Source organism: Pseudomonas sp. 7P_10.2_Bac1 (assembly GCF_025465935.1).
Taxonomy (GTDB): domain Bacteria; phylum Pseudomonadota; class Gammaproteobacteria; order Pseudomonadales; family Pseudomonadaceae; genus Aquipseudomonas.
The window spans coordinates 90,724-104,124 of sequence record NZ_JANLNV010000082.1 but is presented as its reverse complement, the minus strand read 5'-3'; the positions used below and the strand labels follow the sequence as shown (position 1 = coordinate 104,124).

At 57.0% G+C, this 13,401-nt stretch carries 13 protein-coding genes; 4 read left to right on the top strand and 9 right to left on the bottom strand.

What is annotated here, in order from left to right; translation table 11 throughout:
- The first annotated feature begins 81 nt into the window (after nucleotides 1-81).
- The 4 genes from NTD86_RS18280 to NTD86_RS18265 all read left to right on the top strand — a co-directional run bounded on the left by NTD86_RS18280 (nucleotide 82) and on the right by NTD86_RS18265 (nucleotide 5,757).
- Nucleotides 82-1,428: an imelysin family protein gene (locus tag NTD86_RS18280; protein WP_262204255.1), complete on the top strand. Its 1,347-nt coding sequence runs from the start codon at nucleotides 82-84 to the stop codon at nucleotides 1,426-1,428.
- Nucleotides 1,429-2,135: 707 nt separating this feature from the next.
- Complete coding sequence (locus NTD86_RS18275) at nucleotides 2,136-3,557, top strand: di-heme oxidoredictase family protein (RefSeq protein ID WP_262204254.1); 1,422 nt, start codon at nucleotides 2,136-2,138, stop codon at nucleotides 3,555-3,557.
- A 26-nt stretch (nucleotides 3,558-3,583) separates the two neighbouring features.
- Nucleotides 3,584-4,648 (top strand): imelysin family protein, encoded by a 1,065-nt coding sequence (locus NTD86_RS18270; protein WP_262204253.1) that lies wholly within the window; start codon nucleotides 3,584-3,586, stop codon nucleotides 4,646-4,648.
- A gap of 14 nt (nucleotides 4,649-4,662) precedes the next feature.
- Nucleotides 4,663-5,757 carry a DUF1513 domain-containing protein gene (locus NTD86_RS18265; RefSeq protein WP_262204252.1) on the top strand — a complete coding sequence of 365 codons (1,095 nt, stop codon included), beginning with the start codon at nucleotides 4,663-4,665 and terminating at the stop codon, nucleotides 5,755-5,757.
- Between the two features lie 71 nt (nucleotides 5,758-5,828).
- Here the strand turns inward: NTD86_RS18265 and NTD86_RS18260 are convergent, their stop codons facing one another.
- The 9 genes from NTD86_RS18260 to NTD86_RS18220 all read right to left on the bottom strand — a co-directional run bounded on the left by NTD86_RS18260 (nucleotide 5,829) and on the right by NTD86_RS18220 (nucleotide 13,391).
- The gene (locus NTD86_RS18260; RefSeq protein WP_262204250.1) at nucleotides 5,829-6,050 is read right to left on the bottom strand and encodes a hypothetical protein; all 222 of its coding nucleotides are present in this window, start codon (nucleotides 6,048-6,050) and stop codon (nucleotides 5,829-5,831) included.
- Nucleotides 6,050-6,766, bottom strand: coding sequence for a lipopolysaccharide kinase InaA family protein (locus NTD86_RS18255; protein ID WP_262204249.1), 717 nt, complete (start codon nucleotides 6,764-6,766; stop codon nucleotides 6,050-6,052). The genes NTD86_RS18260 and NTD86_RS18255 overlap by 1 nt, the downstream gene beginning before the upstream one ends.
- 3 nt (nucleotides 6,767-6,769) lie before the next feature.
- A complete protein-coding gene (locus NTD86_RS18250; protein ID WP_262204247.1) occupies nucleotides 6,770-7,450 on the bottom strand; it encodes a class I SAM-dependent methyltransferase in 681 nt (226 codons plus the stop codon).
- Between the two features lie 201 nt (nucleotides 7,451-7,651).
- Nucleotides 7,652-8,932 carry a sensor histidine kinase gene (locus tag NTD86_RS18245; protein WP_262204246.1) on the bottom strand — a complete coding sequence of 427 codons (1,281 nt, stop codon included), beginning with the start codon at nucleotides 8,930-8,932 and terminating at the stop codon, nucleotides 7,652-7,654.
- Nucleotides 8,922-9,605, bottom strand: a complete 684-nt coding sequence (colR, locus tag NTD86_RS18240; protein WP_055100927.1) for a two-component system response regulator ColR — start codon at nucleotides 9,603-9,605, stop codon at nucleotides 8,922-8,924. The genes NTD86_RS18245 and colR overlap by 11 nt, the downstream gene beginning before the upstream one ends.
- A gap of 280 nt (nucleotides 9,606-9,885) precedes the next feature.
- Nucleotides 9,886-11,529 carry a chaperonin GroEL gene (gene groL, locus NTD86_RS18235; protein ID WP_262204242.1) on the bottom strand — a complete coding sequence of 548 codons (1,644 nt, stop codon included), beginning with the start codon at nucleotides 11,527-11,529 and terminating at the stop codon, nucleotides 9,886-9,888.
- A 48-nt stretch (nucleotides 11,530-11,577) separates the two neighbouring features.
- Nucleotides 11,578-11,871: a co-chaperone GroES gene (locus tag NTD86_RS18230; RefSeq protein ID WP_016779794.1), complete on the bottom strand. Its 294-nt coding sequence runs from the start codon at nucleotides 11,869-11,871 to the stop codon at nucleotides 11,578-11,580.
- Between the two features lie 249 nt (nucleotides 11,872-12,120).
- The gene (locus NTD86_RS18225) at nucleotides 12,121-12,594 is read right to left on the bottom strand and encodes an FxsA family protein (protein WP_262204241.1); all 474 of its coding nucleotides are present in this window, start codon (nucleotides 12,592-12,594) and stop codon (nucleotides 12,121-12,123) included.
- A 65-nt stretch (nucleotides 12,595-12,659) separates the two neighbouring features.
- Entirely contained in the window at nucleotides 12,660-13,391 is a 732-nt protein-coding gene (locus NTD86_RS18220) for a HugZ family protein (RefSeq protein ID WP_262204240.1), read from the bottom strand.
- Nucleotides 13,392-13,401 lie beyond the last annotated feature (10 nt).

The window sequence follows — 13,401 nt, the reverse complement described above, 5'->3', positions numbered from 1 at the left end:
AATGCATATCTTTCGCATCATGTTGCACGTTTTGCGTGCCGTCGCATGCTTGTCCCACCTCTCGAAGCAGGATGTTCGCCCATGATTCGTATGCCCCTGGCTACCGCCAGTCTGCTGGCCATAGCAATTTCACTCGCCGGTTGCGGCGACAAAGACAAAGAAAAAACAGCCACAGCACCTACGCCAGCCGCAGCGACCACTCCTGCTACGCCAGCCACTGACGCCACGGCTACCCAAGTTGATGACGCCGCCGCCAAAGCCGTTGTCGCGCATTACGCCGACATGGTGCACGCGGTGTACAGCGACTCCGAATCCACGGCTAAAACGCTGCAAACCACTATCGACACATTCCTCGCCAACCCCAATGCCGACACCTTGAAAGCTGCCCGTGAGGCCTGGATTGCAGCTCGCGTGCCTTACCTGCAAAGCGAAGTGTTCCGCTTCGGCAACACCATCATTGATGACTGGGAAGGCCAAGTGAACGCCTGGCCGCTGGACGAAGGCCTGATCGACTACGTTGACTCCAGCTATGCGGGTGCGCTGGGCAACCCGGCTGCCAATGCCAACATTATCGCCAACACCCAGATCCAGGTGGGCGAAGACAAAATCGACGTGACGCAAATCACCCCGGAAACCCTGGCCAGTCTCAATGAACTGGGCGGTTCCGAAGCCAACGTCGCCACCGGCTACCACGCCATTGAATTCCTGCTGTGGGGCCAGGACCTGAACGGTACCGGCCCGGGCGCAGGTGACCGCCCTGCATCTGATTACCTGGAAGGCGAAGGTGCTACCGGCGGCCACAACGACCGCCGCCGTGCCTACCTGAAGGCGGTGACCCAACTGCTGGTCAACGACCTGACGGAAATGGTCGGTAACTGGGCGCCAAACGTGCCTGACAACTACCGCGCCTCGCTGGAAGCAGAACCTGCCAAAAACGGCCTGCGCAAAATGCTGTTCGGCATGGGTAGCCTGTCGTTGGGCGAACTGGCAGGCGAGCGCATGAAAGTGTCGCTGGAAGCCAACTCCCCTGAAGACGAACAAGATTGCTTCAGCGACAACACCCACAACTCGCATTTCTACGATGCCAAAGGCATTCGTAACGTGTACCTGGGTGAATACGTACGCACAGACGGCACCAAAATGACCGGCCCAAGCCTGTCGTCGCTGGTGGTTGCCATCGACCCGGCCACAGACGCCACGCTGAAATCCGACCTGGCCGACACTGAAGCCAAGATCCAGGTCATGGTCGACCTCGCCGACAAGGGCGAGCACTACGACCAGTTGATTGCTGCCGACAACGAAAAAGGCAACCAGGTGGTGCGCGACGCCATCGCCGCCCTGGTCAAACAGACCGGCGCTATCGAGCAAGCAGCCGGCAAGCTGGGCATTACCGACCTGAACCCGGACAACGCCGATCACGAGTTCTGATGGGCAATGTTTGAATGAGTGATGCAAAAGGCGACCTTCGGGTCGCCTTTTTTGTGGACAGTTCAAACTGTAGGAGCGAGCTTGCCTCGCGATCTTCTGATCTTGCCCGCTCTACCCATTACACCGCGCGAGAGGATTTTACGGCCAACACACTGCCAATCCCAACCTTGAGCGCCACGCCCTGTAGGAGCGAGCTTGCCTCGCGATCTTCTGATCTTGCCCGCTCTACCCACTCCACCGCGCGCAAGGATTTACGGCCAACACACTGCCAATCGCAGCTTTCATGCCTCGTCAGCGACTACGAGGTTTATTTGCCTCACTCATACAAGGCGCTGTCAGTTCTTTATGAATGCAGGGGGATGCAGACAGTAAGATCCATATGGATCTGTCTGGCATTTATAAGCAAGTTCAGGGCTATATGTGTCAGCAGATAGCCGGCTATTGGTACACGCTGAAAGTGCCATCAATAGTGTTAAGGCCAAAAGTACTTTCATGCTTGCTCCAATTTTTTAGCCAACATGAGCTTCGCGAAAAAAAAAGTATATCGTTTGGATCTGATTACTTTGTGCGAAATACCTTCTGTATTACTGGTTTTTTATTGAGCCTGAGCAAGGATCGAAACAACCAAATGCTAATTCCTCTTATTTCAATTCACCTTCCCTGATAAACTTTCGCCCCTCGATTTTGCTGACTGATCTGGACGTTTGATGCCCTCGTTGCCTCTGCGCCTGTCTTTGCTGCTGGCCTTGGGTCTTGCTGGCTGTGATGAGGCGCCGCGCTTTACTCAACCCGAGCCCGGCGAAGCCCGCTCTGGCGGAGACACGACGGTGTTTAAAACAGACCGGAATGCCTTTTCCATGCCCTCCGCAAACCTTTCGCATACTCAGCGGCTGGATTTCAGTGTGGGAAACAGTTTTTTCCGCAGCCCGTGGGTAATCGCGCCCTCCACCACCACGGCGCGTGACGGGTTAGGCCCGCTGTTCAACACCAACGCCTGCCAGAACTGCCATATTCGCGACGGCCGCGGACACCCGCCGACGCCCAACGCCAAGAACGCCGTGTCGATGCTGGTGCGTCTGTCGATCCCCAATGACCCCACTTACGCCAAGCTGATCGAGCAAACCGGCATCGTCCCCGAGCCGGTGTACGGTGGCCAGTTGCAAGACATGGCGGTGCCCGGTGTTGCCCCGGAAGGCAAGGTGCGAGTCGATTATGAAGCGGTGCCCGTACGCTTCAAGGACGGTAACGAAGTCCAATTGCGCAAGCCTTTGCTGCAGATCACTCAGTTAGGCTACGGGCCCATGCATCCCGACACGCGCTTCTCGGCGCGCATTGCCCCGCCGATGATTGGCCTGGGACTGCTTGAAGCTATCCCCGAAGAGGCGATCCTGGCCAATGCCGCGGCCAACAAGAATGACGCGGGTATTAACGGGCGACCGAACCGGGTGTGGGATGACGCTCAGCAAAAGACAGTTTTAGGCCGTTTTGGCTGGAAAGCCGGCCAACCGAACCTCAATCAACAAAATGTTCACGCCTTTTCTGGTGATATGGGGCTCACCACCAGCCTGAGACCGTTTGATGATTGCACGCCCGCACAAACTGCCTGTCTGGCCGCGCCCAACGGCAATGGGCCGGATGGCGAACCCGAGGTCAGTGACAACATTTTGCGCCTGGTCGAGTTTTACACCCGCAACCTCGCCGTGCCCGCACGCCGCGATGTCGGTTCGCCGCAAGTGCTGGCCGGTAAAAACCTGTTCTACAAGGCTGGCTGTGTGTCGTGCCACACGCCCACATTCACGACCTCGGCCAACGCCGCCGAGCCTGAACTGGCCAACCAGGTCATTCACCCTTACAGCGATTTGCTGTTACACGATATGGGACCAGGCCTTGCGGATAACCGCACCGAGTACACCGCATCGGGCAGCGATTGGCGCACACCGCCCCTCTGGGGTATTGGTTTGACCCAGGCCGTGAGCGGCCACACCCAGTTTTTGCACGATGGTCGTGCCCGCAACCTGCTCGAAGCCGTGCTGTGGCATGGCGGTGAGGCCGAACCGGCCAAGCAGCAGGTCTTGCAATTCAATGCCGAGCAGCGTGCTGCGTTGCTGGCCTTTCTGAATTCTCTTTAACGTCTTATAAGATCGGGGACCCCGACATGTTTAGACCCAAACTTTTGTTCACCAGCCTGGCCGCTATCGCTTTGGCAGCCTGCTCGCCCCAGGATCAACAAGCCATCACCTCGGCTGCCATCGCTAAACAGGTGATCTTGCCGACCTACAGCCGCTGGGTAGATGCTGATCGTCAATTGGCAATCAGCGCACTGGCTTACTGTGAAGGTAAAGAAACGCTTGAGACCGCTCGCGCCGACTTCTTGCACGCTCAAAAAGCCTGGGCCGAGCTGCAACCGTTGCTGATTGGCCCACTGGCCGAAGGCAACCGCTCATGGCAAGTGCAATTCTGGCCGGACAAAAAGAACCTGGTCGGCCGTCAGGTAGAGCAACTAGTCGTTGCCCAGCCACAGATCGATGCCGCTGCGCTGGGTAAATCCAGTGTTGTCGTACAAGGCCTGTCGGCTTATGAGTACATTTTGTTCGACAGCAATATCGACCTCGCCAACGCCGAGCAGAAAGCCCGCTATTGCCCTTTGCTGACGGCCATTGGCGAGCGTCAGAAACAATTGGCTGAAGAAATCCTGGCGAGTTGGAACAGCACCGACGGGATGTTGGCGCAAATGACCAAGTTCCCGAATCAGCGTTATGCCGACTCTCATGAAGCCATCGCTGATCTGTTGCGCGCACAAGTCACGGCTCTCGACACCTTGAAGAAAAAGCTCGGCACGCCGATGGGCCGTCAGAGCAAAGGCATTGCACAACCGTTGCAGGCTGAGGCATGGCGCAGTCAGGCGTCCCTGCAAAGCCTTGCAGCCAGCCTCGCTGCCGCGCAGACCGTTTGGGTCGGGGTCGACAACAAAGGCCTGCGCGGCCTGTTGCCAGCCGAGCAAAAGCCGCTGGCTGACAAAATCGATGCCGCGTACGCCACATCCCTCAAGTTGTTCAACGACAACCAGCGCTCGCTCAATGAGCTGCTGGCGGATGAGGCCGGCCGCGCGCAACTGAATGCCATCTACGACAGCCTCAATGTGGTTCACCGCCTGCACGAAGGCGAACTGGCCAAGGCGCTGGGCATTCAACTGGGCTTTAACGCCAACGACGGCGATTGATAAAGGATGGTTCGATGATGCGCAGGCAAGCTCTCAAGCTCGGCGGTTTGTTGTTGAGTGCTCTCACCCTGGGTGGCTGGTCGCTGTCCAAACAAGGCCGCAGCCCGCTGCTCTTGAGTGCCCGTGACGATGTAGACGGCAATCACTATGCCGTGGGCTATCGTCTGGATGGCACTCAGGTATTCAGCACCCGGGTGGGCCAGCGCTGCCATGACATCATCAACCACCCGACCCTGCCCATTGCGTTGTTTGTCGCGCGCCGCCCAGGGACGGAAAGTTATCTGGTCAGCCTCAAGGACGGTCAGTTATTGCAAACCATCACCTCACAGCCCAATCGCCACTTTTATGGGCATGCGGTGATCCACAAGGACGGCGAGTGGCTGTACACCACCGAAAATGACACTCGCGATCCGGGGCGCGGCGTGCTGGGTATTTATCGCTTCGAAGGCGAGCGCCTGATGTACAGCGGTGAAATCCCGACCCACGGCGTAGGCCCGCATCAAGTGTCATGGATGCCGGATGGCGAGACTCTGGTGGTGGCCAACGGTGGCATTCGCACCGAGGCCGAAAGCCGAGTCGAGATGAATCTCAACGCCATGGAACCCAGCCTGGTGCTGATGCAGCGTGACGGTAGATTGCTGAGCAAAGAAACCTTGAGCCAGCAGATGAACAGCGTCCGCCATTTGGGCATTGCCAGCGACGGCACCATCCTGGCGTGTCAGCAATTCATGGGCGAGGCCCACGAATTGTCTGAACTGTTGGCCATCAAACGCCCCGGCCAACCGTTTGAGCCTTTCCCGGTGGCTGAGCCACAGTTGCGTGCCATGGGCCATTACACGGCCAGTGTGGCGGTACACAGCGAACTGCGGCTGGTCGCACTGACGGCTCCTAGAGGGAACCGGTTTTTTATCTGGGAGCTGGACAGTGGCGCCTTGCGCCTGGATGCGCCCTTGCCGGACTGTGCGGGCGTGGGCGCAGTCGAGGACGGGTTTGTAGTGACTTCCGGCCAAGGCCGCTGCCGGTTTTACGATTGCCGCAAAAGCGAGCTGGTGCCAAAGCCTTTGGACTTGCCATCGGGGCTTTGGGATAACCATCTACACGTTGTGTAGAGCGGCAAGCTGCAAGTAAGAGCAACAGCCAGAGCAGATTTGCTTTATAGCTTGCAGCTTTCCTCTAAGCCCTACGGCCTTAAGCCTTGCTTCATTCCATACATAAATAGCAACAAGTCGTGATCGGGCTCGGCGTCTATCGCGACTTTTGCCACCCGCGGAATCGGACACTGCGCACCCGCTTGCGCATTGCTTAGGACCTGCATCACTGGCGGCTGCCACGCAGCCACCGCCGCCGTGGCAATCGCCAGAGACGCCAGCAAAAACAAACCTCGTGCTATTTCTCGCTTCATCACCGTAACCCTTTGATGGCGCTGCCAAACACCTTTTCATAAAAGTAGTTCAGTTTGTTCCAATCGTCGGTATTCCACGACGAATGGCGGCGCAGCTGTTTGAGATCGTGCGCGGCAGCCTTGCGTGCCGTCAGCCGTTGCCGGCTTTTTTCAAGGTCCAGCAGTGCCACATCCACCTGAGCGCTCTCACCTTTGCCAGTCACCCGCACGAACACATGTTTGGCGTACAGGCAGCCATGCTGCCACCGGCCCAGGTGCATGCGCGCCAGAGTCTGGGCGATGGTTTCCAGTACCCGATCGTGTATGGCTTCACCGTGAATTTCGCGCTCGCCCGCAGCGTACCAGCGATCTATTTCAATAAAATTTTCCAACGCTGCGGTCACCAACAAGGCACGCCACTGTTTATCCGCCCCCTGTTGCGCCCCGCAGTACACCAGTTCCGGCACGCCCACCGATAAACGGTTAAAGGCCTGTAGCGCATCACGCTCACGCAATACCGTCGGCCGACCCAACGGGTAACGCCAACTGCGGTAGGTGTGCCCGACTTGACGTTTGACATAGAGCAAGCGGCCATTGGCCTCGTGGATACGCTGTACGCCACTTTCACCGCCACGACGTTGATTCGGTTCCTCCACCCACTCGCCCTGTTGCTGCCAGTAGAACTCAAAACGGTTTTCAGTCGCGGCGTGGGATGGCGATACGGAATCAACGGTCATGCATTACCTCTTGCGTAATATGTAAACCCGCCACATAGCGTAGAGCGGGATAAAGTCCAAATTTTCCTGAACCCTGAAACCGGCCTTCCTGAACTCGGCTTCAACGGTTGCGGCCGGTAACACAAAACGATTTTGGTAACCGTCCGCCACAGAATCCATTCCTCGATAGCGCTCAAGACGCTTGCGTCTCCAGGCTTTAATGTTGCCATCGACCCACAATGAAACAATCACACTGTCTCGGCTAACGCGGTGAAACTCCCTTAATAGAGCCATCCGGTGCTGAGCATTACCCACGTGATGAAGCAGGCGCATGCAAAAAATGCTGTCGACTGCGTTGTCCGGCAGGTCGATGTCAAATGCAGATGTCTGCAAGCGCCGTACCCGTTTAACCACTTCGGCCGGTTGAGCGATGGACGCAACTTCCAGCATGGACGCCGAATTGTCGGCCCCCAGAATTTCACGGTACGGCTGTTCGGCCAGTAACGGCCAAAAACGCCCTGCCCCGCATGGCAGATCCAGTACTTGACCAGGCTCGCCTGCCAACGCCAAAGCCCTGCGGGCCAAATGAACTTCGCGTTTGTGCGAGAGACGGCGCACAAGGCCGTCCTGGTGTTTGAGCAAGTACTCGGTCGCGTGTTGCAGGTCATACTTTTCGGAAAACTGAAGTTTGATAGCCACACTCATGATGGGTCTCCTGAAGCAAGTACGTGCCACCTTAATCAGGAGAACGTGTGCACCAGGTGATCATCAGGTGAAAAAAATGTACGAGTGATTCCGCAAACGCTGTAGGGTTTTACAGACACAAGATACTGGCTCAGGGCCACTCTACGGACTAATCAGCTGTAGGGAAAGTGACCTGCAAACAGCAGGTCACGATAGGACATGTCAGATATCTGTTGGATTGAGCTCAACGTGGAAGCGGCAACCGTTGGGCTCCATGGTCGTCAGTTCCACTCGCCAGCCCTGGCTTTCGCAGATTCGCTGTACCAGTGACAAGCCCAATCCGAGCCCTTCGCCACGCTTTTCGCCGCCACGAACAAAAGGCTGAAACATGGCCTGGCGCTTCTCTTCAGGGATCCCCACGCCACTGTCTTCGACTACGAAACCGGTTGATTCAAGGCTCAGGCGAATGAACCCGGTGTCTGTGTAGTGCAATGCATTGCGCAGCAAGTTGCCCATGACCGCGTGCAGAAAGGTTGCGTTGTAGCGCGTATCGAGCGGATCGCCCGGGTCATAGATCAGCGTTAACCCTTTCGCCTCGATGGGCCCGCGCCACAGGCTGATCAAACCCTCGGCCACAGTGGTGAGGGTAACTGTCGGCGACATGTTGGAGTCTTCATGCTGCGCACGGGCAAGCATGAGGAAGGTCTGCACCAACTCGCGCATTTCTTCACAGGCACGGGAGATGCGCTCTACTTGCGAGCGGCTACGCTGATCCAGCGACGGGCTTTCCAGTAGCAACTCACAGGAACTGGCCAGCACCATCAACGGCGTACGCAGTTCGTGGCTCACGTCGCTGGTGAACAGCCGTTCGCGGGTCAAGGTGTCACGCAGGCGACCCAAGGTAGCATCGAACGCCACTGCCAGTTCGCCCACTTCATCGGCGGCATAATCGGGTGCCAAGGGTGGGGCCAGGCCCAGCAATTGCTCGCGATGGCGAACCTGCCGGGCCAGACGCACCACCGGGGCCATGACTCGGCGGGCCAATACCCAGCCCAGGAAAACCGCCAACGCCAACGCCAGTACAAAGCCGACCAGAACCACGGCAAACAGCACGCGCTCGCGTTCTTCAAAGTCGCTTTGGTCTTGCAGCAACACATAGCGACGTCCGTCGACCACTTCCACCATCGCGTGATACGACAGCTGGTCGCGAAACACCTCATGAAAACCCGGTTCCAGGTGGCGCAGGTCTTTGGGCAATGCGAAATCGCCGCGCCCGCCGCTGTAGTAAAACAGCTGATCAGGCTCAGGACGGTGATTCCAGTCGCTGACGTTATCCATCAACAGCAGGCGCTGCAGGTCGCCTCCCAAGCCTGCCGAAATCAGTTTTTCTTCAACCAGATGTACGGTGGCGACAATGCCCATGGCGAAGGTCCCCGCCACCAGCGCGCTCATTAGCGCGAAGGCGATGATGATTCGCTGGGCAAGGCTTTGTTTAAACTCCATCACGGCTCTCGGCGAGACGATACCCAACGCCATGCACCGTTTGCAGCAAGGGCTTGTCGAATGGTTTGTCGATCACCTGACGCAGTTGGTGAACGTGGCTGCGCAAGCTGTCACTGTCCGGGCAGTCGTCGCCCCACAGGGCTTCTTCCAGCACTTCACGGCGCAACACATGCGGGCTTTTTTGCATCAACACTGCCAGGAGCTTCAAGCCGACGGGGTTGAGCTTGAGCATGCGTCCTTCACGGGTCACTTCCAGGGTGTCGAGGTCATAACGCAAGTCGCCGACCTGCAGCTCGCGGCGGCCACCGCCTTGGGCACGGCGCAAGACAGCCTCGATCCGGGCTGCCAGCTCAGACAATGCAAATGGCTTGAGCAGGTAGTCATCGGCACCGGACTTGAAGCCCTGGAGTCGATCATCCAGTTGGTCGCGGGCCGTCAGCATGATGACCGGCGTGTCACGACGGGCGTCTTCACGCAGGCGTTTGCACAAGGTGTAGCCATCGATACCCGGCAACATGATGTCGAGCACGATCAGGTCGTAATGTTCGGTCGCGGCCAGATGCAATCCGGACAAGCCGTCCTGCGCACAGTCAACGGTATAGCCTTTAAGCCCCAGGTAGTCCGCCAGATTGGCGAGGATATCGCGATTGTCTTCAACCAATAAAATTCGCATGGGCACTTTTCTCCGTACGCAATAACGGCCATCTTGGCCACGGCAGCTTAAGGCCAAGAACCGCTGAGAGCCAGCGCCAGAGGGCGTTTACACGATTTAGTTAACCGGCGCGCGATATTGACGAGTCTTTCACTCTCGGCTCACACACTACAGACAATGGGGACGGCATACTCGTGCGCCCACAAGTGTTTGACGGCTGCTAAAGGGTGTACCAAAGCACATAAAAAAACCCCGCCTGATCACTCAGGCGGGGTTTTTAGCGTAACGGGGTAAGGCTGGCTTACATCATGCCGCCCATACCACCCATGCCGCCCATGTCTGGCATGCCGCCAGCTGCTGGTTTGTCTTCCTGGATCTCAGCGATCATCGCCTCAGTGGTGATCATCAGGCTGGCAATCGAGGAAGCCGCTTGCAGAGCCGAACGGGTCACTTTAGCTGGGTCAAGGATACCCATTTCGATCATGTCGCCGTATTCACCAGTCGCAGCGTTGTAACCGAAGTTACCCGAACCCTGCTTCACTTTGTCGACAACAACGCTTGGCTCGTCGCCGGAGTTGGCAACGATCTGACGCAGAGGTGCTTCAACAGCACGACGCAGCAGAGCGATACCGACGTTTTGGTCAGAGTTGTCGCCTTGCAGATCAGAGATCGCTTGCAGAGCGCGAACCAGTGCCACGCCACCGCCAGGTACCACGCCTTCTTCAACGGCTGCACGGGTAGCGTGCAGGGCGTCTTCAACGCGTGCTTTCTTCTCTTTCATTTCAACTTCGGAACCAGCGCCAACCTTGATCACTGCAACGCCGCCAGACAGCTTGGCCAGACGCTCTTGCAGTTTTTCACGGTCGTAGTCCGAGGTGGTGTCAGCCACTTGAGCACGGATCTGAGTCACACGAGCCTGAATGTCCGCTTCAACGCCAGCACCGTCGATGATGGTGGTGTTTTCTTTGGACAGGATCACGCGCTTGGCGTTACCCAGGTGCTCCAGGGTGGTGCTTTCCAGGCTCAGGCCGATCTCTTCGGAGATAACGGTACCGCCGGTCAGAACAGCGATGTCCTGCAGCATTGCCTTGCGACGGTCGCCGAAGCCAGGTGCTTTAACAGCTGCGACTTTAACGATACCGCGCATGTTGTTCACAACCAGAGTCGCCAAGGCTTCGCCTTCAACGTCTTCAGCCACGATCAGCAGTGGGCGGCCGGCTTTGGCAACGGCTTCCAGCACTGGCAGCATTTCGCGGATGTTGGAGATCTTTTTGTCGACCAGCAGGATCAGCGGGCCGTCCAGCTCAGCCACCATGGTGTCTGGCTTGTTCACGAAGTAAGGGGACAGGTAGCCACGGTCAAACTGCATGCCTTCTACAACAGACAGTTCGTTTTCCAGGCCCGAGCCCTCTTCAACGGTGATCACGCCTTCTTTGCCGACTTTAGCCATTGCTTCGGCAATGATGTCGCCGATCGAGCTGTCGGAGTTGGCAGAGATGGTACCTACCTGAGCGATTGCCTTGCTGTCAGCGCATGGCTTGGACAGTTGACGCAGCTCTTTGACGATGGCGATGGTCGCCTTGTCGATACCGCGCTTGAGGTCCATCGGGTTCATGCCGGCAGCGACGGCTTTCAGGCCTTCGTTGACAATCGACTGAGCCAGAACGGTGGCGGTGGTAGTACCGTCACCAGCGTCATCGTTTGCACGGGAGGCAACGTCTTTAACCAGCTGCGCGCCCATGTTCTCGAAACGGTCTTTGAGTTCGATTTCTTTGGCTACCGACACACCGTCTTTAGTGATGGTTGGAGCGCCGAAGCTCTTCTCGATGATTACGTTGCGGCCTTTAGGGCCCAGTGTTGCTTTTACTGCGTCAGCCAGGACGTTGACACCGGCGAGCATTTTTTTACGGGCGGAATCGCCGAATTTAACTTCTTTAGCAGCCATGTTCGTTCTTCCTTAAATACTTTGTAGTAACGGAAAAGGAGCGGAAAATCAGCCTTCGATAACAGCGAGAATTTCGTTCTCAGCCATCACCAGCAGGTCTTCACCGTCGACTTTTACAGTGTTGCTGCCGGAGTAAGGGCCGAACACAACCTTGTCACCCACTTTCACGGCCAGCGCACGCACTTCACCGTTGTCCAGAACGCGGCCAGTGCCCACAGCAATGACTTCACCGCTGTTGGCTTTCTCGGCAGCTGAACCCGGCAGAACGATACCGCCAGCGGTTTTCTTTTCTTCTTCGCTGCGACGGATTACGACGCGGTCATGCAGAGGACGAAGCTTCATTGTCGATCTCTCCTAATTGTGGTGTTCATCGGCCGGTGTCAATACCGGCTGGGTTTGCAAGTCCGGAAATGCCGGGTGTTAATCGCTGAAGAGTCTCTGCTGTTGCCAGCAAAACCCTGCGGTGCCAGTTACATAAGGGCGCATCCAGTGATTACAAGAGCGCCCTGACGAAATTTTTTAACCTTTTGCACGACTCACAAACAGACACGGCACTCTTGAGTGCCGTGCTTAAGCATTTACAGGGGAAACTTACTTGTCCCGGTGCTCGAACTCGCCTTCGATCACATTGGGCTCACGACCCACGGGTTGATGCGTTCCGGGGCGACGTGCCGCTTCAAATTCATCGGCAAAGGCACGCTGGCGAATCGCCTGTTCTTCGGCGCGCTTGCGCAAGCGGTTGACCAAAAAGTGACGAACAGGCGGCAGCAGCAACAACAGACCGGCAATGTCACTGATAAAACCCGGGAGTACCAGCAAGCCGCCACCCAAAGCCACCATCAGCCCCTGAAGCATTTGCTGGGCTGGCAACTCACCCCGGTTAAGACTTTCACGCGCACTCAGGGCAGTGGCCAAACCCGCAACGCGAACAACCAGAACCCCAAGCAGGGAGCCTGCGATGATCAGCAACAACGCCGGGAAAAACCCGATAGCGGTGCTGACCTGGAAAAAGACGTACAGCTCTAGTACTGGAAATAACAGAAAGAGCAATAGAAAAGCGCGCATCAAATGATTCCTCTCCGGAAGAATATCTTCCAACAGACCTTAGATGACGGCGCGCCGTTCTGAATTCAAGGTTGTGAAATTTCTTTTTTAGGCCATTCGCTGGCGCGGGCCAGAAGAACCAAGGCCTCGCGCACTTGTGTCGAAGTGTTACAAGGCTCTGGAAAAGCCAGCCAGTACAGGCTCTGACCAATGCGCAGATGCATTCCTTCACTGTCCAGACCGATCAGTTTGGCAGGCTCGGTAGCGGGCAGACCGGCCAGTTCAACGTAATGTGCGATGGCATTGGCATGGTCTTCGTTCATGTGATCGACCATGCGCACTTCGACCTGACCAGCAAACGGGTTAGGCAACGTGACCTGGTCCACCCAATGGATGGCACCAAAGCCGCCGATATAGCGATGCCGAACCGGGTTCAATACCCAGAAATCAAAATCATGGGCCGTGTGATAGCTCTGCGACTCCGGGAAATAGCGATAGTAGCGCTCAGCGGCCGCTTCAATGGCCGCCGGATCAGTCAATTGCTCGGCTTCAGCCAGGTAGGTCAAGCGTCCGACCGCCTGCACGTCTTCGGCGCCACGCTCACCGACCATCAATGAACACTTGGGGTCTTTGCGCAGGTTATGGGTGTGCTGAGCGATCCGGCTGATCAGGATCAAAGGCCGCCCTTGGTCATCAAGGCAATAAGGCACCACTGACCCAAATGGAAACCCGGGCATGGCCTTGGAAAGCGTGGCCAGCGCTCCGCGGTATTCCTTGAGCAATAATTCTCGGGCATGCTTGGCTACTTCAACGCTCAACTTATGACTC